The organism is Cryobacterium zhongshanensis (genome assembly GCF_022760445.1).
GTDB lineage: Bacteria > Actinomycetota > Actinomycetes > Actinomycetales > Microbacteriaceae > Cryobacterium > Cryobacterium algoricola.
Genome location: NZ_JALGAR010000004.1, coordinates 41,026 through 65,039 on the forward strand (window position 1 = coordinate 41,026; position 24,014 = coordinate 65,039).

Consider the following 24,014-nt stretch of genomic DNA (forward strand, 5'->3'; position numbering starts at 1 on the left):
CGGCCGAGTACCTTCCCACGCGCGGGTACCCACCTTTAGGTAAGCTACCTGCATGAAGGTAAGTTTTGATGTCTCGCGGGTGCGTCCCGGCGCCGTTGCAGGGGTCTACCCGGCCAAGTGCGCGACGCGCACGGTGCTCGACCACGTCACGAGCAAGTGGGGAGTGCTGGTGCTGCTCGCACTGCAGCAGGACTCGCTCCGCTGGGGCGAGCTGCGGCGGTCCATCGAGGGCATCAGCGAGAAGATGCTCGCGTCGACGCTGCGCACCCTCGAGTCAGACGGCTTCGTGAACCGCGAAGCGCAGGCGACGATCCCGCCGCGGGTCGACTACGAGCTGACCGCCAGGGGCCACGACCTAGCCGACCGCCTCGTCCCCCTCATGGACTGGATAGCCGACAACGCCGACGAGATCACCGGGGCACCGGCTTTCCCTCTCGCGAAAGCGGGCGAATCGTCGTTCTGACGGCGCCAGAACGACGATTCACCCGCTTTCGCGGACGGAGTGAGTGCTCGCGGTCAGCTGGTGGTACTGCCGGTCGAGGGCGCGGGCGCGCGAACGCACGAGCTTCATCTGCTCTTCATCCTCGCGGCATTGGCGCTCCCGGTCGAAGTCGTCCCTGCACCCCGTGCCGTAGGCGAGGGCGATCGCCCGCAGCGCCCGGCCGCTCCGTTCGGCGGCGAGGATCACCGCCAGTCGCTCCGATTCAGCGGCCAGTGACGCCCGCTCTGCTGCGAGATGTTCGAGTCGGGGATCCATATGCGCGCCTTTGCTCACGGGAGGATTGACGGCCTCGTGTGCCGTCAATGTCAAATGATTATAGAGAGTGGATTCTCGATGCAGGCCACGAACTGCGCCATCCATTCTGCGGCCACCGCCCCGTCGACCACCCGGTGGTCGGCCGACAGCGTCACCGTCATCGCCGTGCCGACCGAAAGCTGCCCGGAATCGACGACCGGCCGTTGTTTCGCGGCACCGACGGCGAGGATGCCCGACTGCGGCGGGTTCAGGATGGCCGAGAACTGGTCGACCCCGAACATGCCGAGATTCGAGACGGCAAAGCTGCCGCCCTCGAGCTCCTGCTGCCGCAGCTTCCCCTGTCGCGCCCGTCCAGCGAGGTCGGCGACCCGTTCGCTGATGTTCGTCAGCGTGAGGCCCTCGACGCCACGCAGGACCGGCGTGAGCAGTCCCGTTTCGGTGGACACCGCGACCGAGAGATCGACATGCTCGAATCGCCTCGTGGCGGTCTCGGTCCAGATGACGTTCGCCGCAGGCACCCGGACCAGCGCCACCGCGACGGCCTTGACGATGAAGTCGTTGACCGAGATCTTCCGCGGCGAGGTCGCGTTGATCTCGCTGCGGAGGGCGAGCAGGCGCTCGACACGGCAGTCCGCCGTGATGTAGAAGTGCGGAACGGTCGACTTGCTCTCGGTCAGGCGGCGCGCGATGGCCCGTCGCATCCCGGTGTGCGGAACATCGGTGAACCCGGAGGCGTCGACCGCGGATGCGGCGGTGACGCCAACCGTGGATGCCGCCGGTGCGGAGACCGGCGGAGACGCCACGGGCGTGACGGGCGTGACGGGCTCCGGCCCGGTGGCAGCTGCAGCGACAGGCGCGGGCGCGGGCTGGAGGTTGTCGAGGTCCCGGCGCACGATCCGCCCGTTCGGGCCACTGCCCACGACGCGGGACAGGTCGAGTGCGCGTTCCCTGGCGATGCGCCGCACGAGCGGACTGGCGAATTGACGCCCGCCGGTGGCTGCGGCGAGCGGTGCCTGCCCGCCCGGGGCTGATTCGACCGGGACTACCCCGGCCGGCGCCGCCGCCACCCGCGTTGCCGTGTCCGGGCTTGCCGTGTCCGGGGTGGGCGCCTGCGGGGTGGCCGAATTCGGGTTTGCCGAATCCGGGTTCGCGGCCCCCGCGCGCTCCGGCACTTCCCCGGCGAGTAAAGCGTCGATGTCCGCCTCCGCTTCACCGACGGCGGCGATCACGCCGATCGGCACGCCCACTTCGACGGGAACACCCTCGGGGACGATGACCCGCGCGAGCACCCCGTCCGTCTCTGCACGGTATTCGACGACGGCCTTTTCGGTCTCGATCTCGGCGAGCGGCTGGCCGATCGCCACGGTTTCGCCCACCTGCACCAGCCAGGTCTGGATGGCGGCTTCCGCAGCGTTGGCGAGCACTTCCGGCATACGCACGAGCGTGGCCATCAGCGGGTGCCCAGACCGAGCTTGATGACCTCGAGGCCGGCGACGACGTCCTCGGTGCGGGCGATGGCGGCGCGCTCGAGCACCCGTGAGATGCTCGGGCTCGCCTCGCCGCCGGTCACGCGTTCGACCGGCTGGTCGAGGTAGTCGAAGAACCGGCGCTGGATCTCGTCGGACAGCCAGGCGCCGTACGACGTGCCGCGGGCCCCCTGCTCGACGATGAGAACGCTGTTGGTCTTGCGGATGCTCGTGCCGATGGTGTCCCAGTCGATCGAGGCTCGGTCGAGCCAGCGCAGGTCGATGACGTCGGCGCTCATGCCGGTCTGCTCGACGGCCTCGAGGGAGTGTTTGACCATGGACAGGTAGCTGATCACGGTGACGTCGGTGCCTTCGCGGCGCAGGGCCGCCTTCCCCAGCGGGATGCAGTAGTCGAGGTCGCCAGCGGGCACCTCGCCGCTTTCGGCATAGAGGTCGACGTGCTCGATGACGAGCACGGGATCCTGCAGGGCGAGCGCGGTGTTCATCAGGCCGATGTAGTCGGCCGCGTTCGACGGCGCGACGATGCGCCAGCCGGGGCTCGTCGCGAAGATGCCGGCCGGGTCCATCAGGTGCTGCGAGCCGTAGCCGCTTCCCATCGCGACTTTCGTGCGCAGCACGAGGGGCACCGGGTTCTCGCCGCCGAACATGTGCCGCGCCTTGCCGATCTGGTTGAAGACCTGGTCGGCGGCCACCCACATGAAGTCCGGGTACATGAATTCGACGACCGGGCGGTAGCGCCCGTCGAGTGCCATCCCGCCGCCGAGGCCGGCGAACGCGTTCTCGCTGATCGGCGTGCCGAGCACCCGGCCCTCGAACTTCTTCGCCAGCCCCTTGGTGGCGCCGTTCGTGCCGCCGTTGAGGCGGTGCACATCCTCGCCGAGCACGACGATCCGGGCGTCCTCCGCCATGCGGCGGTCCATAACGCCGGCGACGGCATCGACGAACTTCTTCGTTTCGAGCTCGCCCCGGTAGTCGGTCGGCTCGAGCGTGCGCAGGCCGTCCAGCTCGCTCGCGTCGCCCCGCACGCCGACATTGACGAAGTCCACGTCCGGCCACAGTTCCGGGCGGATGCGGCGCTTACCCGCCGACTCCGGGTCTGCCTCGAGAAGTTGGGCCACGGCATCGCGCATCGCGGACTGGGCCTGCTCGCGTACCGCGGCGATGCCCGCCGGATCGATCTGACCGAGCGCGATCATCTCGCGGGCGACCCGGTCCAGCGGGTCGCGGGCGCGCCAGGCCGCCTCTTCCTCCTTGGAGCGGTATCCGAAGGCGCTGCCCGGGTACGGTCCGTTCTGGTGGAAGAACCGGTAGACCTCGACCTCGACGACCGCGGGCCCGTTGCCGGACCGCATCACCTGCTCGGCCTCCTTCGTCGCGAGGTGGACGGCGAGCGGGTCCATCCCGTCGACGCGCCAGCTCGGGATGCCGAAGCCCAGTGCCCGGGCCGAGAGCCGCGGCTCGCCGGTCGATTCGGCCACCGTGGTCGACACGGCGTAGAGGTTGTTCTCGATGAAGAAGGCGAGCGGCAGCTTCCACGCCGAAGCGAGGTTCATGGTTTCGAGCACCGAGCCGATGTTGGTCGCGCCGTCCCCGAAGTAGCTCACCGTGACATCCGTCGTGCCCGCGTGCTTCTGGGCCCAGGCGTTGCCGGCCGCGAGCGGAACGCCGCCGCCGACGATCGCATTGGTGCCGAGCGCGCCGGCCTCGAACCACTGCAGGTGCATCGAGCCGCCGCGGCCCCGGCAGTAGCCCTGGGCGAGCCCGAGGATCTCGGCGAGGGTGCGCTGCAGCACGGTCTGGATGTCCGCGGTCACCAGCGCGGCCGGATCGAGAGCACCGCCGGAGACGTGGTTGATCGCCTTGGCGAGGAACTGGTGATGTCCGCGGTGCGAGCCGTTGATCGCATCCGTCGACCCGAGGCCGACGATCGAGCCGACCGCCCCGCCCTCCTGCCCGATGCTGGAGTGGGCCGGCCCGTGCACGAGGCCCTCGCCGGCCAGTTCGAGCACGGTTTCTTCGAAGGCGCGGATGAGGTGCAGCTGGCCCAGCATGGTGGCCAGGAGCGCCGGGTCGGCACTCGCCCAGTCCTGTGCCGTGGTGCTGAGCTCGACCCAGGGGGCCAGGGGATCCAAACGTCGTCGTTCAGGCATGTGCCGGTCTCCATTGGTCGTGTCGATCGCGGGGATCGACTACATGTGAGGAACACTGTATCGTCGATTGAATCCAATGCCAAGGATTAGCCGCAACATATCCGATTGGGACGCGCTCAAATCATGCCTTTGGATACAATGAGAGAAATCAGCATCGAACGAAGGAGTTCTCGATGGTCACTGGCATCCCGGGTCTGCGCGGCACGGAGCACATCGGTTTCACAGTCCCCGACCTCGACGAGGCCGAGCGTTTCCTCGTCGACGTGATCGGCTGCGAGCTCGTCTATTCACTCGGCCCGTTCGCGCACCCCGACGACGAGTGGATGCTCGAACACCTCGGCGTGCACCCGCGCACAGTCATGCGCGAGCTCCGCTTCTTCCGCTGCGGCCACGGCCCCAATTTCGAGGTCTTCCAGTATGAACCGGCCACTGAAGCAGCCCCCGAACCCCGGAACAGCGACATCGGCGGGCATCACCTGGCCTTCTACGTGGACGACTTCGATGCCGCCCTCGGACACCTGCGGGCGCACGGCGTCGAGATCATGGGCGCCCCGACCGCGAGCTCCAGCTGGAGCACCGGCCAGCGCTGGGTCTACTTCCGCAGCCCCTGGGGCATGCAGTTCGAGCTCGTGAGCTATCCGGATGGCAAGGCCTACGAGAAGGATGCTCCCACTAAACTGTGGCATCCGGCCCACCCGGCCGAATGACCACCACCACCGACCGGACGGACCCCATGGCCAGCGCCCCCAGCCGCGACGGCAGCGCCGGCAGCCGGATCGCCACGCGACTGCGGGACGAGATCCTGTCCGGCGCCTACGCCCCCGGCGCCCGGATCCGCCAGGAAGACGTCGCCGAACAGTTCGGCGCGAGCCGGCTCCCCGTTCGTGAGGCCCTGCGCATCCTGGAATCCGACGGCCTCGTCACACTCGTGGCGAACACCGGCGCCTGGGTCTCCCACCTGAGCCTCGCGGAGTGCGAAGAGATGTACCAGATCCGCGAGCGCATCGAACCCCTGTTGCTGCGCTACAGCCTGCCCCAGCTGTCGCCGGAGACGCTCGGCCGCCTGCAGCACCTCGCCGATGAGATGCAGGCCGGACCGGACGTCGAGACCTTCCTGCGTCTCGACCGCGAGTTCCACCTGCTGTCGTACTCCGGTGCCGTGACATCCATCCTCGGCGAGACCATTCACCGGCTGTGGAACTCGACCCAGCACTATCGACGCGCCTTCACGACCCTGATCGGGCCAGACGTCAACCGCGCCGTGCACTACGAACACCAGTTGCTCGTCGGGGCCCTGCGGCGCGGCGACGGGGAGGAGGCCGAGCGGATGCTGGCCGGCCACATCCGCCGCACCCGGCTCGAGCTGTCCCAGCATCCCTCGCTCTTCGCTCAGTAGGCGGCCGCCCGGGACGTGGCGTCACTCCCCTCCGGCGCGCACCAGGACCTTGACCTGGTCGCCGGTCGGCGACAGCAGCGTGTCGAAGCCCTGAGCCACGACGTCCTCCAGTGCGATCTGGGCCGTGACGACCTTCTCCACCGGGTACCGGCCCCGGTCGATCAGGTCGATGATGCGCGGCCAGTCGGTGACCGGGAAGCACCAGGTGCCCGAGATCGTGATGTCGTGCTCGGAGATGACCATCGGGTCGATGGCCGCGGCCTGGGTGTGCAGCCCGGTCTGGGAGATCCGCCCGGCCGAGCGCACCGAGGCGATCGCCGCCTGCAGCGCCCGCTCGTTCCCCGAGCATTCGATCACGGCGTCGACACCGATGCCGTCGGTCCGGTCGCGAAGCCAGCCCGGCACGTCGACGGCCGTCGGATCGAGCACCACCCCGACGTCGAAGCTGCGCACGAGCGCCGCCCGCACGGGATTGACCTCCGAGACGAAGACGTTCGCCCCGAGCGAGGCGGCGTAGAGCGAGGCAAGCGCCCCGATCGGACCGGCCCCGGTGATGAGCACGTTGTCGCCGGGGCGCACGCCTGCGGTGTCCACCCCGTAGGCGGCGACGGCGCCGGGTTCGACGACGGCGCCCTGCAGGTCGGAGACGCCGTCGGGGAGCACCGTGAGGTTCACGGCGGGCACTATGGCGAGGTCGGCGATGCCGCCCCACTGGTAACTGAGCCCGACCGCGGCCATGGTGCGGCAGAGGTGGTTCAGTCCCCTGCGGCAGAAGTAGCAGTGACCGCACGACAGCAGCGGCATCACCGACACCCGCTCGCCCGGTCGCACCGCGGTCACCCCGTCACCGACCTCGACCACTTCGGCCGAGAATTCGTGGCCGAGAATCTGCGAGCCGCACGCCCCGGTGAGCGGATGCGGCTCCCGTGGGATCACGATCGGGCCCTGCGCGTATTCGTGCAGGTCGGTGCCGCAGATACCGCACCACAGCGGCCTGACCAGCACCTCGCCGGCGCGAGGCGCGGCGGGAGCCGTGATCTCCTCGACGCGGATGTCCCCGGCTCCGTGGAAGACGGCGGCCCTCACGGCCGGGGGTCCAGCAGCTCGCCGCGGACGAACTCGAGTTCGCGGGTCACGTAGTCGGTGATGTCACCGGTCTTGAGATGAGCCGGGAGCACGTCCCAGGTGTATGTCTCGATCTCCAGGTGGTCGGAGAGCGGTGTCTCGCGGTGCAGCTGCAGCGCCTGCTGCACCGCGAACCGCGTCGTGACGAACGGGCCGAGTTCCTCGAGGAAGACCGGAACGTGGAAGTGGGTGCGGATCTCGGTGGGCACCGGGTTCGCCTCGTACGCGTCGAGCGCGTCGCCGAGGGTGAGGAATTTCGTGACCGCGCCATCCTGGCGCATCGTCGTCTGGCTCAGGTAGATCGTGTCGGTGAAGACGCGCAGCTGAGGCACGACCCCCGGGGTGAGGTCCCTGACCCAGAGTGCGGCAGCCTCCTGGAGCTTGAAGATCGGAATCCCGGCGTCGACCAGGCTGCGCAGCGAACCCGGGATGTCCTCGAAGCCGACGGACTGGTGGCCGATGTCGAAGACGATGCCGAGGTAGCGGCGCATCGCGCCCTCGGCCTCGGACAGCGGTAGCCCGGCGAGCCGGGCGAGCTCGGCGATTCCCTGCGGCGAGTAAACCCGTTCGGCGAAGAACGCGACGGTCTCCGCCGTGGTTTCGAGAAAGCAGGCGGGTTCCGGCTCGAGCGCGAGCTTGACCCGGCGTCCCGTGCGCGCCTCGAGGTCGACGAGGTGGGCAACGACCTGGAACAGGTTGGTGGTGAACCGGGCGATGTAGTCGTCGTCGGTGACGTTGGGGGCGAACGCGAGCGGGGCCGTCTGGATGCTCGGGCTCACGTCCGCCGGCGCGATCTCGGCGAGGATGTCCGCGACCGAGTTCGTGTACGCGACCCGGTCATCGGTCGACCAGTCCGGCTCGTAGACCCGCTCCATCACGACGTCGCCCTTGAACGGCCCGTACGGGAAGGCGTTGACGGTATAGACGTACATGTCGTTGTCGTCGAGGAATGTCCGGAGCTCCGCCCTTTCGGCCGGGCTGTCGGTCAGGGTCCTGGCCGAATCGGCCGAGATCCGCAGCGACACTCCGAACCGCTGGCCCGGTGAGACCCGGGCCTTGACGGCGGGAACGAAGGTGTGGAGGCTCTCCTTCATCTCGGCCCAGGTGTCACCCGCGTGCACAAGCGTGGAATACGAGAGATGGCCGAGGCCGTGTCCGAGATCCATCAGGTCTGGTCCTTTTCTGCCGGTCGCCCGGCTCACATCGTTGTGATTCAAGGAACGGGCAGCCAGCGCCGAAGGCGAGACTGAACACCTGTTAAGTATTCCTTAACAGACAGGCTATGACGGCCCTTCGGTCGCTGTCAACCACGACGACGTCCCGGGCTCCGGCGGCGGGCTAGTCGTGCTTGCCGTGCACGAACCAGATTCCGTGGAAGTCGACGACGCCGGTGTTCTTCAGGCTGTGCGGGATGGAGGAATCGAAGCCGAGCGACTCGCCTTCGTGCAGGGTGAATGCCTCGTCGCCGATCGTGATCTCCAGCTCGCCGGAGATCACGTAGCCGTACTCGTAGCCCGCGTGGGTGACCGTGTCCCCGCCGTCCGTGGAGGTCGCCCCCGGCGCGTAGCTGATCTTCATGAAGTTGACGTCGCGTTCGGGCGTGGCCGCGAGGCGTTCCCAGTTGACGCCGGCCGCCATGTTGAGCCGCGACCGGTGGGACGGGTGCACAACGGACACCCGGTTGGCATACTCCGACGGATGCCACGCATCGGAGGGGTTCCTCACGTCGCCCCGGTTCAGTTGCCCCCCGTCCTCGACAGCGTGCGGGTGGGGTTCCGCGGCCGGTTTGCTCTCGAACAGGTCATCGACGGAGACGTTCAACAGCTGGGCGAAGGCGTAGAGGGTGGCGACGGAGGGCTGCGACTTGCCGTTCTCGATCTGGGAGACGAATGACGGTGATACGTCGACCTGCCTGGCCAGCTCACGCAACGTCAGCCCGGCTTTGAGCCGGATGTCTTTCAGCCGAGACCCTAAATTGTCCATCATGTTCCTCTGTCACACATCAGCATGACGACGACGAGGACTGGCCTCGCATCATCATTGAAGCCCGGCTGTACACCTCACGCTCCAGAAAAAGGTGAGTATGGTCAAATATACACAGCATGAGGCCCAGTTACCCCGTCATTCGGGCTATTTCGGCGGTTCCGGCAGTGCCGATGCGGCTTGCCGGGGCGTTCTTTGTTAAGTATCATTGAACACCTCAGGACGGCGACAAGGAAGTCCCCGTCCATCAGGAAAGGATCGACTTGTGACATCCCCCTCAACAATTCCCCGGCAACGCGCGCTCATCGTCGGAGCAACGGGCATCACGGGCCAGACGGTCGCGAAGCAACTGGTCGACGCGGGCTGGGACGTGACCGGACTGTCGAGGCGAGGTCATTCCGAGACCGCGGGCGTGACATCCGTGACGGCGGACCTCCTCGACCCCGCGTCTCTTGCCACCGCCCTCACCGGAACTCGCCCGGAACTCGTCGTGATCACGGCCTGGGTGAAACGCGACACGGAGACCGAGAACATCGAGGTCAACAGCGCCCTGGTGCGGAACGTGCTCGCGGCCCTCGAAGGAGAGAAGTCCGTGAGGCACGTGGCCCTGATGACCGGGCTCAAGCACTACCTCGGCCCGTTCGACAACTATGCGACCGGCGTCACCGCGGAGACCCCGTTCCACGAGGACGAACCACGACTCCCGCAGCCGAACTTCTACTATGCGCAGGAGGACGAGCTGTTCGGGTCCGCCGCCCGGAACGGCTTCACCTGGAGCGTGCACCGCGCCCACACGGTCTTCGGGTTTGCCACGGACAACGCGATGAACATGGTGCTCACCCTCTCCGTCTACGCCGCGATCTGCAAGGAACTCGGGCTGACGTTCACCTTCCCCGGCTCGGCCACCCAATGGAACGGCGTCACCGACGTCACCGACGTCGACCTGCTCGCCGAACAGATCATCTGGGCAGGCACGCACCCGGCGGGCGCCAACGAAGCATTCAACATCGCCAACGGCGACGTCTTCCGCTGGCGGTGGCTGTGGCCGCGGGTCGCGGCGATCTTCGACGTGCCCTGGGCCGGCTTCGAAGGAGAACCCCGCCCGCTGACCGTGCAGATGGCCGGCAAGGACCAGGTGTGGAGCGCCATCGCCGAACGGGAGGGACTCGTCGAGACGGACGTCACCCGCCTGGCATCCTGGTGGCACACGGACAGTGACCTCGGCCGGAACATCGAGTGCTTCACCGACATGAACAAGAGCCGTCAGGCCGGATTCCTGGGTTTCCGGTCCACCCCGGACAGCTTTCTCGACAAGGTCGAGCGCTACCGCGCGGCGAGGATCATCCCCTAGGCCGTTTCCCCCACCCCAACGACGGATGTCCCGGACAAGCAGCGCTCGTCCGGGACATCCGTCGTTCGGGTCGCTTCGCTATGCCGGCAGCACGGCGTCGAATTCGATGTGCGCCTTGATCGTGGTCGCCGGGTGGTGTGCGGCCTCGAGGGCGCCCAGGGCGTCATCGACCCCGAATCGCTGCGTGACGAGGGGACTCAGGTCGATTCCGGTGTGGGCCAGGAAGCGCAGGGTTTCCGGCCACACTCCCGGCGAGCCGACCGAACCGGTGATCTTGAGCTCCTTGGACTGGATGAGCCCGAGCTTCGCCGGCGCCTCGCGCCCGACGTCGATGCCGATGTAGGCGACCCTGCCCCGGAAGGCGGCGAGTTCGAGCGCCTGGGCCATCACGGCCGGCCGTCCGCTGGCCTCGACGACGACATCCGCTCCGCGCCCGTCCGTCTGCTCGTTCAGGAACTCGACGATGTCGTCGGGGTGCACGGCGTGGCGGGCGCCGAGGCGCAGCGCGGCGTCGCGCCGTTCGGGCGAGGGCTCCACGACGATCGTCACGGCGCCGAGGGCGGCGGATGCCGCGGTGACGGCGAGTCCGATCGGTCCGGCTCCGAGTACGACGAGGGTGTCGCTCGCGTTGACGTTCCCGACCCGCATCAGCGCGTAGTACGCGACGCTGAACGGCTCGACGAGAGCACCGTTCGTGTACGACACGCTCGCCGGCAGCGTGTGCAGCCATTCGGGCCTGGCCACGAAGAACTCGGCGGCCGCGCCGCTGATCGAGAACCCGAAATGGTCCTCTCCGATCACGCACTCGCCGACGACTCGGTCGCCGGCCGCGAAGTCGTGCACCCGGCTTCCCACCGCGACCACTTCGCCGGACCATTCGTGGCCGGGAATGATCGGGTACTCGAACGGGATGATGTACCGACCCTCGAGCAGGTCGATGTCGGAGTGGCAGACCCCGACGGACCGTGCGGCGACGAGCACTTCGTCGGCTCCGATCGCGGGGATGGGCAGCTCATCGATGCGGGGAACATCCTGTTCCGCGAAGCGCAACGCTTTCATAGTGGGGATTCCAATCGTGGGGACGAGGCCGGGTGCGCGGGACGCGCGGGGTGCGTGCGCCAGCGTGAATGAAGGTCAGCGCGGATGGACGTCAGCGCGCGTTGACGAGGACCTTGACCTGGTCGCCGGTCGGCGAGAGCAGGGTCTCGAAGCCCTTCTCGACGACATCCGCCATGCTTATCTGCGCGCTCACGACCTTCTCGACCGGGTACCGGCCGCGGGCGATCAGGTCGATGATGCGCGGCCAGTCCGTGACCGGATAGCACCAGGTGCCTGCGAGGGTGATGTCGTGCTCGGAGAGCACCATGGGGTCGATGGCCGCCTGCCGGGTGTGCAGGCCGGTCTGCGAGATGCGCCCGGCCGAGCGCACCGAGGCGATGGCGGTCTGGAGGGCTCGCTCGTTACCCGAGCACTCGATCACCGCGTCGACACCGATTCCCTCGGTCTGATCCTTGACCCAGGCGGCCACGTCGATCTTGGACGGATCGATCACCTCGCCGACGTCCAGGCTCCGCGCGAGCGCGACACGGGTCGGGTTGACCTCGGAGATGAACACGCGGGCACCGAGCGCCGAGGCATAGAGGGAGGCGAGCGCGCCGATCGGACCGGCGCCGGTGATGAGCACGGTGTCCCCCGGCCGCACCTGCGCGGTATCGACTCCGTAGGCGGCCACGGCTCCCGGTTCGACGAGGGCGCCCTGGAGGTCGGTGACGGAATCGGGCAGTACGCTCACGTGGCTGGCCGGGACGACCGCGAGTTCCGAGATCCCGCCGGAGGCGAAGCTCAGGCCGACGCAGGCCATCGACTGGCAGAGGTGGTTCAGGCCGCGGCGGCAGTAGTAGCAGCTGCCGCAGAACAGCAGCGGCATCACGGATACCCGCTGGCCGACGCGCACCGAACGCACGCCCGAACCCACCTCGAGCACTTCCGCCGAGAACTCGTGCCCGAGAATCTGCGGGGCGGTGGCGCCCGTGAGCGGATGCGGGTGCGAGGGAATGACGATCGGCCCCATGGCGTATTCGTGGAGGTCGGTGCCGCAGATGCCGCACCAGTACGGCCGCAGCAGCACGTCCAGGCTGCCGAGGGGCGGCGGCCCGTCCACCTCTTCGATGCGGATGTCGTGCGCGCCGTGGAAAACTGCTGCCTTCATACTGCTGCCCCTTGTCGTGGATCGAAGAGAACCTTGCCCTCGAGCCGGCCCGTCGCGAGTCGCTCGAGCTGTTCGGCGAGGTCGTCGAGAGGCCGGACAGAGTCGAGGAGTTCGGTGCCCAGAGTGGTCGTCGCCAGAATACCGAGCGCCGGGGCGAGGTCGGTGCCGCAGACGTGCGCGAGGGTCGTCTGAACGGTGATCTCGCGCATGACGAGCGCATGGATGTCCACGGACTGCTCCGTGGACGGCAGGCCGACCTGCAGGATAGTGCCGCCCCTGCGCACCATCGCGAGGGCGTTGTTCAGCTGCCCGGGTGCTCCGCTGGCCTCGATGACGACGTCAGCACCGAACGGCCCGATGGCCTCGGCGACGCGGGCTACGGCATCCGCACCCGCCTCGACCACCCGTGTCGCACCGAGGCGGCGGGCCCGTTCGAGGCGCGCGCCGGGGAAGTCGATGACGGTCACCTCGGCAGACACGAGTGAGTTCAGCCCGGCGAGCACGAAGGAACCGATCGCCCCGGCCCCGATCAGTACCACCCGGTCGCCGTCACGCACCCCGGACCGGCGGGCCGCGTGCAGGCCGACGGCGAGCGGCTGGGCCAGGCCGGCGAGGTCGATCGAGAGTCCCTCGGGAACGAGGACAAGCGTGCTCTCGGGGCAAGAGACGAACTCGGCCATGCCGCCGTCGGTGTTGAGCCCCAGCGTGTAGTACCGGTCGCAGAGGTTCGTGCGGCCTTCCACGCACCGATCGCACACGCCGCAGGACACTCCCGCACCGCTCGCGACGACGTCGCCGACGGAGAAGCGACTCGACTCGTCGACCTCGAGGACCTTCCCGACGAATTCGTGGCCGGGAATCATCGGGCCGGCCTGGCCGGTGACGGGGTGGCGGTGCTGCACCGGGAAGGTCAGCGGGCCGGCCTTCCACTCGGTGGCGTCCGTTCCGCACATGCCGCTGCGGAGCACCTCGAGCAGGGCTTCGCCCGGAGCCCGGGCGGGCACGGGCACCTCCTCGAGGCGGACATCGTGATCGGCGTGGTAGACGGCGGCGCGCATCAGCGCCCTACTCGGCTTCGCCGCGACCGGCGGCGGTGTTGAGGTGCGACTGGGAGTCGCGCACGAGGGACAACGGTCCGCCGACGCTGTAATAGCGCTGGCCGGCGACGAGCAGGTCCTCCGCAGGGAACTTGGTGATCACCTGGCACCCGGTGGCGGTGACGACGACTTCTTCCTCGATGCGGGCCGCCCCGATGCCGTCGGCGGACGGCCAGTAGGTCTCGAGGGCGAAGACCATGCCCTCCACGAGCACTTCGGGGTGGTCGAGGGAGACAAGCCGGGAGAAGATCGGCTTCTCCCAGATAGAGAGGCCGACGCCGTGGCCGTACTGCAACGCGAAGGCGGCCTCTTCGTCGGGGAAACCGAATTCCTGGGCGGTCGGCCAGACCTTGACGATGTCGGCGGTGGTGGCCCCCGGGCGCACGAGCGCGATCGCCCTGTCCATGTACTGGCGGGCGATCTTGTAGGCGTCGTGCTGCGCCCGGCTCGCCGACCCGACCGCGAAGGTGCGGTAGTAGCAGGTGCGGTAGCCCTGGTAGCTGTGCAGGATGTCGAAGAAGGCGGGGTCGCCCGGCCGGATCAGCCGGTCGGAGAAGACGTGCGGGTGCGGGGAGCAGCGCTCGCCCGAGATGGCGTTCACGCCCTCGACGTACTCGGACCCGAGGTCGTAGAGCACCTTGGACACGAGACCGACGGCCTCGTTCTCGCGCACGCCCGGCCGCAGGAATTCATAGAGGGATTCGTACGCGGCATCCACCATCGACGCGGCCTGCGTGAGCAGCGCGATCTCGTCACCGGTCTTGACCGCCCGGGCGTTGAGGAACACCTGCTGGCCGTCGACGACCCGGATCCCCTCCTTCTGCAGGGCCATCAGGATGGGCAGCTCGATGACGTCGACGCCGAGCGGCTCGTTCTGCAGGCCGAACTTCTCCAGTTCGCGCTTGATCTTCTTGGCGACGCCCTCTGCGATCCCCGCGTCGGGGTGGAAGGCCCCACGGAGGGTGGAGATGCCGGCCCTGGCGCCGTTCTCGGCCCGCGGCCTGACGGCGCCGTGGTGCGGGGCGTGCGGGTCGGCATCCGCCTCGGCCGTCGTGGTCTGCAGCCAGGGGTTGTAGAGCTGGTGGTGCTTGGCCGCGGAACCGAAGTCCCAGACGATCGGATCGCTGTGCCGGGTGAGCAGCGAGAAGCGGATCAGCTTGTCCATGGCCCAGGTGCCGATGTGAGTCGACGACATGTAGCGGATGTTGGAGAAGTCGAAGGCGAGCACGGCCCCGAGGTCGGAGGTGGCCAGCTCGCGCCGGAGCTTGGCGAGCCTGTCCGTGCGGAGGCGATCGAACTGGATGCGTTCCTCCCAGTCGACGGCGTTGGTTCCGAAAGTGGCTGTGGTCACGGTCGTGTCATTCCTTTGCTGAGTGTCGTGCAGGATGTCGGTGGGGCGGGCTGTGCGGATCAGACGAGGATCATGCCGCCCTCGATGGGGATGACCTGACCCGTGATGTAGTCGGAATCGCTCGCCGCGAGGAACACCGCGGTGGGCACGATGTCTTCGGGCACGGCGGGCCGTCCCAGCAGGATGTCGCCGGCCATCGAGTCGAAGCCGGAGTCACCGGCGCCCATCTCGGCGAGTTCGGCGTCGAGTTTCGTCCAGAGCGGCGTGGCGACGACGCCCGGCGCGAACGCGTTGACGGTGATGCCCTCGGGGGCCAGGGCACGTGCCGCAGCCTGGGTGAGGGAGATCACGGCCGCCTTGGCCGCGCTGTACGGTGCGAAGTTGGGGAAGCCGGTCCGGCCGGCGATCGACGCGGTGTTGATCACCTTGCCGGTCCCGCCCTGGGCGATGTACTGCTTCGCGGCCTCCTGCGTTCCGATCAGCACGCCGAGTGCGTTGACCTTCATCACGGTCTCGAAGTTCCGTTCGGTGATGTCGAGGAACCGCATCGGCGTGTTCATGCCGGCGTTGTTGAAGTAGACGTCGAGGCGGCCGAAACGGGCGACGGTCGACTCGATGGCGGACCGTACCGCCGCGCGGTCGGTGACGTCCGCCTGAACTGCCGCCGCCGCGCCGCCACCGGCGACGATGTCGTCCGCGATTCGCTGGCCTGCCGCCAGGTCGAGGTCGGCGATCATCACGTTGGCGCCTTCGGCGGCCAGGCCCCTGGCGATGGCGGCTCCGATTCCGGATGCGCCCCCGGTGACCACGACGGTCTTTTCGGCGAGTCGAGTGCCCACGTGTTCTGCTCCTTTGCAGTACGAAGTCTGGTGTCCGGCTGGGGCCGGGGTCTCGCAGTAATACTATTTTGTACAGTCTCACTGCACAAGGTGTTGCTTGACATTCAACTCAGCGGGGTTGTGCTTGTCAAGCGGATGCTGCGATCGCGAGGGAATCACGTTGAGCTGGCCGATATCTCGCGGTAGTGTTCACTGAAACTGTACACAGCGACCGGGTGTGCCTCGGGCTGGCGCGAAGAAGCCCCGGTCCGACACGGCGGCCTGTACCGAATTCCGTTCGAATCGAGGAAGATCCAATGGCCATCGCAACCGTCAATCCCACCACGGGAATCACCGAGCGGAGCTTCGAGCCCCATTCGCCAGAACACGTCGAGCGGGCCCTGGCCCGGGCGGAGGACGCTGTCTCCGCCCTGCGCTCCACCGACTTCTCCACGCGGGCGGCCTGGATGATCCGGTCGGCCGAGATCCTCGAGTCAGAGGTGGAGGCGGTCGCGGTCCTGCTGACCACGGAGATGGGCAAGACCCTGCGGTCGGCACGCGCCGAAGTGCAGAAGTGCGCGAAGAACATGCGTTTCTACGCCGAGCACGCCGAATCGTTCCTCGCCGACGAGCCGCTGGCCGATCCGTCGACGGTCGGCGCGAGCTCGGCCTTCGCCCGCTACGAACCGCTCGGCGTCGTCCTGGCGGTCATGCCCTGGAACTACCCGCTGTGGCAGGTGATCCGGTTCGCCGCACCGGCCCTGATGGCCGGCAACGTCGGCGTGCTCAAGCATGCCTCCAACGTGCCGCAGTCGGCACTGTACCTCGACACCCTGTTCACCAGGGGCGGGTTCCCGGCCGGCGCGTTTTCCACCCTGCTGATCGACGCATCGGCCGTCGCCGCGGTGATCGCGGATCCGCGCGTCAAGGCCGTCACTCTCACCGGCTCAGAGCCGGCCGGCCGCTCGGTCGCCCGAACCGCGGGCGAGAGCATCAAGAAAGCCGTGCTCGAGCTCGGCGGTTCCGACCCGTTCGTCGTGATGCCGAGCGCGGACATCGACGCCGCCGCTGCCGTGGCCACGACCTCCCGCACCGGAAACAGCGGACAATCCTGCATCGCCGCGAAAAGGTTCATCGTGCACGCCGACGTCTTCGACGAATTCGTGGCCGCATTCAGCGAGCGGATGCGCGCCCTGCGGGTCGGCGATCCGCTTCTCGATTCCACCGACGTCGGCCCGCTCGCCACCCGCAGCGGCAGGGACGAGCTGGCCGAACTCGTCGACGACGCCGTCGCCCACGGTGCGACGGCCGTCGTCGGAGGCACCACACCGGACGGGCCGGGCTGGTTCTACCCGCCGACGGTGCTCACCGGGATCACCGGGAGCATGCGGCTCCACCAGGAGGAGGCCTTCGGACCCGTCGCATCCGTCTACCGGGTGTCGTCGGCGAGCGAGGCGATCGCCCTGGCCAACGGGACGAGGTTCGGCCTCAGCTCGGCGGTGTGGAGCGCCGACCCAGCCGAGCAAGACCGGTTCTCGCGGGAACTCGACGCCGGAGCCGTCTTCATCAACGGCATGACCGTGTCCTACCCGGAACTCCCCTTCGGCGGGATCAAGGACTCCGGCTATGGACGAGAATTGGCCGCGGCCGGGATCCGGGAATTCTGCAACCTCAAGACGATCTGGAAGGCGTGAGCGCATGTCGGACATCAGCTTCATCGGCCTCGGCGAAATGGGCTCTGCCCTGGCGGGCCGCCTCCTCGAGACCGGTCATTCGGTGCGGGTCTGGAACCGGTCACCCGGCGCGGTGGACGCTCTCGTCGCATCCGGAGCCACCCGGGCGGCCTCCATCGCCGACGCCCTCGGCGTCGGAACCGTGATCTCCATGCTCGCCAATGACGAGGCCGCCGAGGCCGTCTTCAGCGCGGAGTCCCTCGCGGGCGCACCGGCCGGCACCCTGCACATCAACTGCGCCACCCTCAGCGTCGACGCCACGGACCGGCTGGCCGAGCTGCACGCCCTCACCGGAGTGGAGTATGTGGCCGCTCCTGTGCTCGGCCGGTCCAACGTGGCGGCGGCCGGGAAGCTCAACGTGATCGCTGCGGGAACGAAGAGCGCCACCGCCAGGGCGCAGCCCTGGCTCGACGCGATCGGCAAGCGCACCTGGGTCGTCGGGGAGCGACCGAGCACGGCGAGCCTGGTCAAGATCGGGGCGAACTACACCCTCATTCACGCCCTCCAGGCCCTCGCCGAATCGCTGACACTGGTCGAACACGGTGGCGTCGATGGCCTGACCTTCGTCGAGATCCTGACGGATGCCGCGTTCACGGGCAGCGTCTACACGGGCTACGGCAGCCTGATCGCCCGCAAGGCATACAGTCCGCCCGGTTTCACCGTCGGGCTCGGCCTCAAGGACCTGTCCCTCGCGGAACGGGCCGCTGCCGACAGCGGCGTGGTGCTCTCGACGGCGCCCGTCCTGCGCGACATGTTCGAGCGTGCGCTCGCCGATCCCGGCCTCGCACCGCTGGACTGGTCGGCCATCGCCGAGATCACGCGGGGGCTCAGCACCTCGGACTGATGCCTCTCTGGCACGACGAACCGCCGGGCACGATTCGTGCCCGGCGGTTCTGCATCCCAGGGACCAGGGCCCCTGCGGCCTACCTCAGCGCGAAGGACGTCTTCCTGCGCTTGTTGTTGCGTCGTGCGACCGAGTAGACGATCGCCGCAACCAGGATGAGCAGCCCCTGGAACAGGTACTGCCACATCTGGGACAGCCCGAGGAACGACGTCGCATTGAGCACCTGGACAAGCAGGATGGAACCGAGGAGCGTGCCGATGAAGGTACCCCGGCCGCCGAGCAGGCTCGTTCCGCCGAGCACGACCGCGGTAATGCTCGTGAGCGTGTACCCGACGCCCTGGGCCGGGTCGCCGACCCCGATCTGCGCCATCAGCATCACGGCCCCGACGAACGCGAACAGGGAGGTCGCCACGTAGGCGAGCACGACGGTCCGGTTGATGTTGATGCCGTTCCTGCGCGCCGATTCCTCATTGGACCCCGTCGCTCGCAGCCGCCAGCCCCAGCGTCGCTTCTTCAGGCAGTACTCGGTCACGAGGGTCGCGGCGACCAGCACGATGAAGGCAACGGGAACCGGCCCGAGCTGCGACCCGATGATTCCGGTCACCGTCGAGTTGATGTACCCGTCCGGGGAACTCCTGAGCAGGAAGCTGAATCCCTGCAACGCGATGTACACGGTCAGGGTGGCGGCGATGGGGGTGAACCGGGCGAACCTGATCAACGATCCGTTGACCACGCCGACGACCGCCGCCACGACGATCATCAGCACGACGCCGAGGACGATCATCAGCACGGACTTGTCATCGTTGATGAAGAACGACCCGATCACCACGAGGAACCCGGCCAGGGGCCCGACGGAGAGATCGATGCCGCCGATCAGGAGCGAAATGGTCTGACCGAGGGCGATGAAGCCCAGGGCTGTGACGAGGGTGAGTACAGAGTAGATATTGAAGTCGGAAAGATAGCGGGCGTTCTGGCTGAACAGGAACGACCCGAGCAGGGCGATGACACCGACCAGGAGCACCGCGGGCGCATAGTCGCCCTGCAGGAAACGACGAAGCCCGGAGTGCTTCGAGGCCTCGGCATCCGCGACGACAGACACGGATCGGGTCGTCGAGCGGACGGCGGCGTGGATCATGCGTTCTTCGCTGATCGCAGCACCCTGGAGCACCTCGAGAGCGTGCCCCCGCGACATCACGATGACCTGGTCGCACAGACCCTCGAGCTCCTTGGCGTCTGAGGACGCGACCACGACGGGGATGCCGGAGGCCGAGACCTCGCGCAGGATCCGGTAGATCTCCGCCCGGGCACCCACGTCGACGCCCTGTGTGGGCTCATCGGCCACGACCAGCAACGGCTCGGAGAGCAGCGCCCGCGCGAGGACCACCTTCTGCTGGTTGCCGCCGGACAGGGAGGAGACGACGGAATCCATCGACGCGGCCTTCACCGCGAGCGAACCGAGCGTCTCGGCGACGGTGCCCAGCTCGCGCTTGCGGCTGAGCAGTGGGCCTCGTTTGAACTTCGCCAGCGCAGAGACGGCGGCATTCTCGCGCACCGAGAGGGACATCAGGAGGCCCTCGCGGTGCCGGTCGGCGGGCATGTATGCCGCCTCCTGGAGGAGTTGCCGGGAGTTCAGAGTCGTGCCTGCGATGGCGACCGTTCCCGTGAAGTAGTCGAGACCGGCGAGGGCGCGCATCAATTCGCTCTGGCCGTTTCCGACGACCCCGGCGATGCCGATGATCTCGCCAGGACGGGCGCTGATCGAGATGTTCGCGAATCCAGAGCCGCTCAGCCCGTTGATCGAGAAGTTCGCCTCGTCGTCCGGCGAGCTGATGTGTTTGGGCGGGAACGTCGATTCGAGCTTGCGTCCCACGATCATCGCGAGCAGTTCGTCATCCGTGATGTCGACCACCCGTGCACTGCCCCGCACGCGGCCGTCCCGCAGCACGGTCACTTTGTCCGCGAGTTCGCGGACTTCGGCCAGGCGGTGGGTGATGTAGACCACGGCCGTTCCATTCGACACGGACCGGCGCACGCGTTCGAACAGGAGGTCGACGGATGCCTGGCCGAGGGGCGCGGTCGGTTCGTCGAGGATGAGGAGTTTCGGCTTGAGGGCAAGGGCCTTGGCGATCTCGAGCAGGTGCTTCTGGGCGACGGACAGGAGTTCCACGCGATCCTGAAGGTGCACGCTCAGGCCGGCGTCGGCGAGCAGCGCCGTCGCAGTGGCTTCCAGCGACGTGCCGGACGTGAGGACCTCGGCGGGCAGTGCGACCTGCAGATTCTCCAGTACGGTCATGTCCGGGAGCACTGCGGGATGCTGGTGGACGATCGCGATTCCGAGCTGCACGGCGATGGCCGGTGTCAGCACGCCGATCGGGGTGCCCTCGAAGGTGATGCTGCCCCCATCGGGCTGCGCAGTACCCGAAGCCACGTTCATCAGCGTCGACTTGCCCGCGCCGTTCTCACCGAGGATGGCGTGGACTTCGCCCGGCAGGATCTCGACGGAAACGTCCGAGAGGGCCGCGACGCCGGAGTAGAGCTTCGAGATGTTGGACATCACGAGGGTTGCGGGGGCGGCGGGCTCGACCTTGTCCGGCGTCGTCACGTCGACGGTGTCCTGGTTGTTCACAGTTTGACCTTTTCCTGTCTGTGCAATGTGGGGAAACGAACCAGCCGCCGGGTCGGTCGCGACAGTCGCGACCGACCCGACGGCGGCACCGGTTGGCCTACTTCTTGAGCAGGGCCGCCTGGTCCTCAGGCGACATCTTCGCCGAGAGGTAGATGTCACCGGGCAGGTCCTTCTTGCACTGCACCGTGCTCGGCTTTCCGCTCACGGAGTCTTCGAAGGCCGGGGCCTTGAAGACCGTGTCGGTCGGGAGCACGCCGCCGGTCGCCTTCGCGACCGCGTAGTCGACGGCGAGGCGCACGTTGTCGTTTCCGGTGGCGACCGTCATCAGCTTGAAGTCCGGGTTGGTCGCGCTGTTGTCCGCGTAGAAGCACCCGAGGGAGTTTCCGTCAGAGGTGACGATGGCCGGAACGGACCGTCCGCTCTTCGCGAAGGCCGGGAGGGCCCCCACGAGCGAAGGACCGAAGTCGGAGACGATCGCGTCAATCTTCGGGTACTTCGCGATGTCCGCGGTGAGCACCTGCTGGGTGAGCGCCGGGTCCCAGTTCGTGACCTCGGGCGTCTCACCGATGAAGACGTACTTCGAGTCGGTGATGACCGTCTTCATGCCCTTCAGCTCGTCGACCGCCTGGCTGTTGCCCTTCGGGCCGCTGATGAAGAGGATGTTGCCGCCGTCGGGAAGGTTGGTCTTGAGCCAGTTGCCCCAGTTCTTGCCGTCGGTCACGAAGTCCGCGCCGATCCAGGCGTCGTAGTCCACTCCGTCCTTGCCGCCCGGGTCGACCCGGTAGGGAACGGTCACGACGCCCGCTTTGTACGCGCTGCGCAGGGCCGGCAGCATCGCCTGGCCGGCGTCCGGGAAGACGACGAGCGCGTTGACGCCCTTGGCGACCATGCCCTGGATGTCCGAGATGGCCTTCTGGGTGTCGCCCTGGCCGTCGGCGTATTCATAGCTTGTGACGCTCGGGCACAGCTTGGCCTCGTCGGCACCGGCCGCGGTGGTCACCAGGCGCCAGCTGTTTCCGCCGAAGCCGTCGAGAAGACCGAGGGAGATCTTCTTGGGACCGCACCAGGACGGTGCTCCTGCCACAGAGGTTCCGGCATCCGCCGTCGAGCCGGAGCCCGAGTTGGATGACGTTCCGCTGCAACCCGCGAGCGCCAGCGACGCGGCGGCGAGGGACATGACGAGCATTGCGAGACTCTTGGGACGTTTCATGTTTACTTTCCTCCATTGTGAGAGCGACGCCTCTGTCGCACTATTTCGACCGCTCCGTCGAAAACCTTGTCCCCGGTGTGTTGCGTCATGCCGGGGTGCCGATCCGGGGGGATCTGCGGATGAACCTCTGGCGGAACGCCGCCCAGTCCACCGTGTACAGCGCAACGCCCACGGCGAGCGCTGCCGCCTGCACGAGGGTGCGCACCGCGTATGGCACGCCGAGCGACAGCACGAACTGGTCGAGCTGGCTGAGAAACAACGCCGCGATCACCGTGGCGATCGGATACCCGCGGCCGCCGAGCAGGGAGGTCCCGCCCAGGACGACGACCGCGACCGCCGGCAGCAGGTATGCGTCGCCCTGGAACGCGGTGGGCTGGTTGGTGATGCCGGCGAGCAGGATTCCGGCCAGGCAGTACAGAAGCTGCGCCCACACGAAAGCCAGGGACTGATGGATCGTCACGCGCAGGCCCGTCGCACGGGCAGTGAGCGGGTTCGCCCCGACGGCTTCAAAACGCCGCCCGGCGACGGTGCGCTTGACCACGACGGTCACGATCGCCAACGCGGCGAGAGCGAAGAAGGCCGAGTTCGGGATGCCCCAGGTCAGGCCGCCGGCGATTCCGGCCAGCAGGCTGGTGGTGCTGCGCGGCGTGCCGCCGGAAATGCCCAGGACGGCCCCGAAGAGGAGTGCGTTCGTTCCCAGGGTGGCGATGATCGAGTTGAGCCCGAGACGGCCGACCATGAAGCCATTGAGCAGGCCCGCCCCGATCGCGTATGCCAGGGCCAGGATGACCGCGGGCAGCAGCCGGCTGTTGTCGCCATCGGGTTCGTGACTCACGATCACGATGGCCAGGGACACTGCACCGGGAATGGAGAGGTCGATGCCGCCCTGCTGCACGACGAGCATCTGGCCGAGGCCGACGATCGCGAGGACCGCGGCGAACGGGATCATCCCGAGCACGGCCCCGCCAGAGACGCTCGTCGGAGCGACCAGGGCGCAGACGACGAAGAGCAGAACCGTGGATACGCCGACGGTGACGAATCCCTTGGAGACGACAAGCCGCGAACTGAGTAGCTTCGCGGGCTCACGCACCGTTGCGTCGATCATGCTTTCTCCCAACAATTCTCACCGGGCAACATCGATGTCACGCGGTGTGTGTTGAGCGTCACTTTACAAAAGTCCTGGGCTGTTCACAAGTGGTTGCCGGTAACAATTCGGAATGGCTCGCAGCGGGCCTGGGTGCGATCTATTTTCCGCAGGCACAGCGCGGGCAAGCATTCCCCACCGATCCGGTGACCGTTGACTGTGCACACCTGTGTAGTGACACTGTACAGATCACATCAGACGCAGCAGAATGTGAATCGAGCGGCAACAAACGACCGCCACCCGCAGCGCTGCGGGGACGCAGAGGAGAGAGTCAGATGGCCTTCCAGGTTCTCGGCGTGCACCACGTCGGAGTAACGGTGCGCGACATGAAGCGTTCGTTCGAGTGGTATTCACGGATGTTCGGGCTCGCTCCGGGCCCCGTCAGCGAGGGATCTGGCGAGGCTCTCTCCCGCAGCGTCCAGGTCGAGGATGCCGCCCTGGCCTTCTCGATGATCATGATCGGGAACACCCGCCTGGAATTCCTCGAATACCACCACCCGGAGGGGCGCGACTTCGACCGCAGCAATGGCGATGTCGGCAGCGCCCATGTGTGTCTCGAGGTGTCGGACCTCGACGCGGCATACCGGGACCTGACCGAGAAGGGCGCGGTGTTCAACGCCCCGCCCGTCACTCTCGATTCCGGTGCCCTGATCGGTTCCAAATGGGCCTACCTGCGCGACCCGGACGGCATTCAGCTGGAAATCTGGGAGTCGCCCTAGTCCTCGCGAAAGCG

The 24,014-nt window shown here is 67.6% G+C and carries 21 protein-coding genes; 7 read left to right on the forward strand and 14 right to left on the reverse strand.

Translation table 11 applies throughout. The features are described from left to right. Positions 1–52 precede the first annotated feature (52 nt). Positions 53–463: a winged helix-turn-helix transcriptional regulator gene (locus tag MQH31_RS14370; RefSeq protein ID WP_243012629.1), complete on the forward strand. Its 411-nt coding sequence runs from the start codon at positions 53–55 to the stop codon at positions 461–463. 18 nt (positions 464–481) lie between these two features. On the opposite strand, the gene MQH31_RS14375 is transcribed toward MQH31_RS14370, so the two are convergent. Genes MQH31_RS14375 through MQH31_RS14385 form a run of 3 tightly spaced genes read right to left on the reverse strand, consistent with a single transcriptional unit; the run spans position 482 to position 4,394 of the window. Further along, complete coding sequence (locus tag MQH31_RS14375; RefSeq protein ID WP_134534524.1) at positions 482–757, reverse strand: hypothetical protein; 276 nt, start codon at positions 755–757, stop codon at positions 482–484. A 50-nt stretch (positions 758–807) separates the two neighbouring features. Further along, on the reverse strand, positions 808–2,208 hold the full coding sequence (locus MQH31_RS14380; RefSeq protein WP_243012630.1) for a 2-oxo acid dehydrogenase subunit E2: 1,401 nt from the start codon (positions 2,206–2,208) through the stop codon (positions 808–810). Then, the gene (locus MQH31_RS14385) at positions 2,208–4,394 is read right to left on the reverse strand and encodes an alpha-ketoacid dehydrogenase subunit alpha/beta (RefSeq protein ID WP_243012631.1); all 2,187 of its coding nucleotides are present in this window, start codon (positions 4,392–4,394) and stop codon (positions 2,208–2,210) included. The genes MQH31_RS14380 and MQH31_RS14385 overlap by 1 nt, the downstream gene beginning before the upstream one ends. 173 nt (positions 4,395–4,567) lie before the next feature. On the opposite strand from MQH31_RS14385, the gene MQH31_RS14390 reads away from it, so the two are divergent. Further along, positions 4,568–5,101, forward strand: a complete 534-nt coding sequence (locus tag MQH31_RS14390) for a VOC family protein (protein ID WP_243012632.1) — start codon at positions 4,568–4,570, stop codon at positions 5,099–5,101. After that, complete coding sequence (locus MQH31_RS14395) at positions 5,098–5,790, forward strand: GntR family transcriptional regulator (protein ID WP_243012633.1); 693 nt, start codon at positions 5,098–5,100, stop codon at positions 5,788–5,790. The genes MQH31_RS14390 and MQH31_RS14395 overlap by 4 nt, the downstream gene beginning before the upstream one ends. Positions 5,791–5,811: 21 nt before the next feature. On the opposite strand, the gene MQH31_RS14400 is transcribed toward MQH31_RS14395, so the two are convergent. The 3 genes from MQH31_RS14400 to MQH31_RS14410 all read right to left on the reverse strand — a co-directional run bounded on the left by MQH31_RS14400 (position 5,812) and on the right by MQH31_RS14410 (position 8,901). Further along, positions 5,812–6,876, reverse strand: a complete 1,065-nt coding sequence (locus tag MQH31_RS14400; RefSeq protein ID WP_243012634.1) for a 2,3-butanediol dehydrogenase — start codon at positions 6,874–6,876, stop codon at positions 5,812–5,814. Further along, a complete protein-coding gene (gene eboE, locus MQH31_RS14405) occupies positions 6,873–8,081 on the reverse strand; it encodes a metabolite traffic protein EboE (RefSeq protein ID WP_243012635.1) in 1,209 nt (402 codons plus the stop codon). The genes MQH31_RS14400 and eboE overlap by 4 nt, the downstream gene beginning before the upstream one ends. Before the next feature lie 172 nt (positions 8,082–8,253). Further along, positions 8,254–8,901 (reverse strand): helix-turn-helix domain-containing protein, encoded by a 648-nt coding sequence (locus MQH31_RS14410; protein ID WP_134534530.1) that lies wholly within the window; start codon positions 8,899–8,901, stop codon positions 8,254–8,256. A gap of 262 nt (positions 8,902–9,163) precedes the next feature. On the opposite strand from MQH31_RS14410, the gene MQH31_RS14415 reads away from it, so the two are divergent. Continuing rightward, a complete protein-coding gene (locus MQH31_RS14415; protein WP_243012636.1) occupies positions 9,164–10,249 on the forward strand; it encodes an SDR family oxidoreductase in 1,086 nt (361 codons plus the stop codon). Between the two features lie 78 nt (positions 10,250–10,327). Here MQH31_RS14415 and MQH31_RS14420 read toward each other — a convergent pair whose 3' ends face one another. The 5 genes from MQH31_RS14420 to MQH31_RS14440 all read right to left on the reverse strand — a co-directional run bounded on the left by MQH31_RS14420 (position 10,328) and on the right by MQH31_RS14440 (position 15,745). Beyond that, positions 10,328–11,308: a zinc-dependent alcohol dehydrogenase gene (locus MQH31_RS14420; RefSeq protein WP_243012637.1), complete on the reverse strand. Its 981-nt coding sequence runs from the start codon at positions 11,306–11,308 to the stop codon at positions 10,328–10,330. A gap of 91 nt (positions 11,309–11,399) precedes the next feature. Continuing rightward, complete coding sequence (locus MQH31_RS14425; RefSeq protein ID WP_134534533.1) at positions 11,400–12,458, reverse strand: 2,3-butanediol dehydrogenase; 1,059 nt, start codon at positions 12,456–12,458, stop codon at positions 11,400–11,402. After that, complete coding sequence (locus tag MQH31_RS14430) at positions 12,455–13,516, reverse strand: zinc-dependent alcohol dehydrogenase (RefSeq protein ID WP_243012638.1); 1,062 nt, start codon at positions 13,514–13,516, stop codon at positions 12,455–12,457. The genes MQH31_RS14425 and MQH31_RS14430 overlap by 4 nt, the downstream gene beginning before the upstream one ends. 7 nt (positions 13,517–13,523) lie before the next feature. Beyond that, a complete protein-coding gene (locus MQH31_RS14435; RefSeq protein ID WP_134534535.1) occupies positions 13,524–14,906 on the reverse strand; it encodes a M24 family metallopeptidase in 1,383 nt (460 codons plus the stop codon). Between the two features lie 59 nt (positions 14,907–14,965). Next, positions 14,966–15,745 (reverse strand): SDR family NAD(P)-dependent oxidoreductase, encoded by a 780-nt coding sequence (locus tag MQH31_RS14440; RefSeq protein WP_243012639.1) that lies wholly within the window; start codon positions 15,743–15,745, stop codon positions 14,966–14,968. 296 nt (positions 15,746–16,041) lie between these two features. Here MQH31_RS14440 and MQH31_RS14445 point away from each other — a divergent pair, with 296 nt between their 5' ends. Both MQH31_RS14445 and MQH31_RS14450 read left to right on the forward strand, forming a co-directional pair. Then, positions 16,042–17,418 (forward strand): NADP-dependent succinic semialdehyde dehydrogenase, encoded by a 1,377-nt coding sequence (locus MQH31_RS14445; RefSeq protein WP_243012640.1) that lies wholly within the window; start codon positions 16,042–16,044, stop codon positions 17,416–17,418. 4 nt (positions 17,419–17,422) lie between these two features. Continuing rightward, a complete protein-coding gene (locus MQH31_RS14450; RefSeq protein WP_243012641.1) occupies positions 17,423–18,301 on the forward strand; it encodes an NAD(P)-dependent oxidoreductase in 879 nt (292 codons plus the stop codon). A 79-nt stretch (positions 18,302–18,380) separates the two neighbouring features. On the opposite strand, the gene MQH31_RS14455 is transcribed toward MQH31_RS14450, so the two are convergent. From MQH31_RS14455 to MQH31_RS14465, 3 genes are all read right to left on the reverse strand, one after another. After that, positions 18,381–20,927, reverse strand: a complete 2,547-nt coding sequence (locus tag MQH31_RS14455; protein WP_243012642.1) for an ATP-binding cassette domain-containing protein — start codon at positions 20,925–20,927, stop codon at positions 18,381–18,383. 97 nt (positions 20,928–21,024) lie between these two features. After that, positions 21,025–22,137: a substrate-binding domain-containing protein gene (locus MQH31_RS14460; RefSeq protein WP_134534539.1), complete on the reverse strand. Its 1,113-nt coding sequence runs from the start codon at positions 22,135–22,137 to the stop codon at positions 21,025–21,027. A gap of 85 nt (positions 22,138–22,222) precedes the next feature. Further along, entirely contained in the window at positions 22,223–23,242 is a 1,020-nt protein-coding gene (locus MQH31_RS14465; protein ID WP_134534540.1) for an ABC transporter permease, read from the reverse strand. 314 nt (positions 23,243–23,556) lie between these two features. Here MQH31_RS14465 and MQH31_RS14470 point away from each other — a divergent pair, with 314 nt between their 5' ends. Beyond that, positions 23,557–24,000: a VOC family protein gene (locus tag MQH31_RS14470; RefSeq protein ID WP_243012643.1), complete on the forward strand. Its 444-nt coding sequence runs from the start codon at positions 23,557–23,559 to the stop codon at positions 23,998–24,000. Positions 24,001–24,014 lie beyond the last annotated feature (14 nt).

Coding starts and splice junctions, on each gene's coding strand:
- MQH31_RS14370 (WP_243012629.1), top strand. CDS start 53: ATGAAGGTAAGTTTTGATGTCTCGCGGGTGCGTCCCGGCGCCGTTGCA.
- MQH31_RS14375 (WP_134534524.1), bottom strand. CDS start 757: ATGGATCCCCGACTCGAACATCTCGCAGCAGAGCGGGCGTCACTGGCC.
- MQH31_RS14380 (WP_243012630.1), bottom strand. CDS start 2,208: ATGGCCACGCTCGTGCGTATGCCGGAAGTGCTCGCCAACGCTGCGGAA.
- MQH31_RS14385 (WP_243012631.1), bottom strand. CDS start 4,394: ATGCCTGAACGACGACGTTTGGATCCCCTGGCCCCCTGGGTCGAGCTC.
- MQH31_RS14390 (WP_243012632.1), top strand. CDS start 4,568: ATGGTCACTGGCATCCCGGGTCTGCGCGGCACGGAGCACATCGGTTTC.
- MQH31_RS14395 (WP_243012633.1), top strand. CDS start 5,098: ATGACCACCACCACCGACCGGACGGACCCCATGGCCAGCGCCCCCAGC.
- eboE (WP_243012635.1), bottom strand. CDS start 8,081: ATGGATCTCGGACACGGCCTCGGCCATCTCTCGTATTCCACGCTTGTG.
- MQH31_RS14410 (WP_134534530.1), bottom strand. CDS start 8,901: ATGATGGACAATTTAGGGTCTCGGCTGAAAGACATCCGGCTCAAAGCC.
- MQH31_RS14420 (WP_243012637.1), bottom strand. CDS start 11,308: ATGAAAGCGTTGCGCTTCGCGGAACAGGATGTTCCCCGCATCGATGAG.
- MQH31_RS14425 (WP_134534533.1), bottom strand. CDS start 12,458: ATGAAGGCAGCAGTTTTCCACGGCGCGCACGACATCCGCATCGAAGAG.
- MQH31_RS14430 (WP_243012638.1), bottom strand. CDS start 13,516: ATGCGCGCCGCCGTCTACCACGCCGATCACGATGTCCGCCTCGAGGAG.
- MQH31_RS14445 (WP_243012640.1), top strand. CDS start 16,042: ATGGCCATCGCAACCGTCAATCCCACCACGGGAATCACCGAGCGGAGC.
- MQH31_RS14450 (WP_243012641.1), top strand. CDS start 17,423: ATGTCGGACATCAGCTTCATCGGCCTCGGCGAAATGGGCTCTGCCCTG.
- MQH31_RS14460 (WP_134534539.1), bottom strand. CDS start 22,137: ATGAAACGTCCCAAGAGTCTCGCAATGCTCGTCATGTCCCTCGCCGCC.
- MQH31_RS14465 (WP_134534540.1), bottom strand. CDS start 23,242: ATGATCGACGCAACGGTGCGTGAGCCCGCGAAGCTACTCAGTTCGCGG.
- MQH31_RS14470 (WP_243012643.1), top strand. CDS start 23,557: ATGGCCTTCCAGGTTCTCGGCGTGCACCACGTCGGAGTAACGGTGCGC.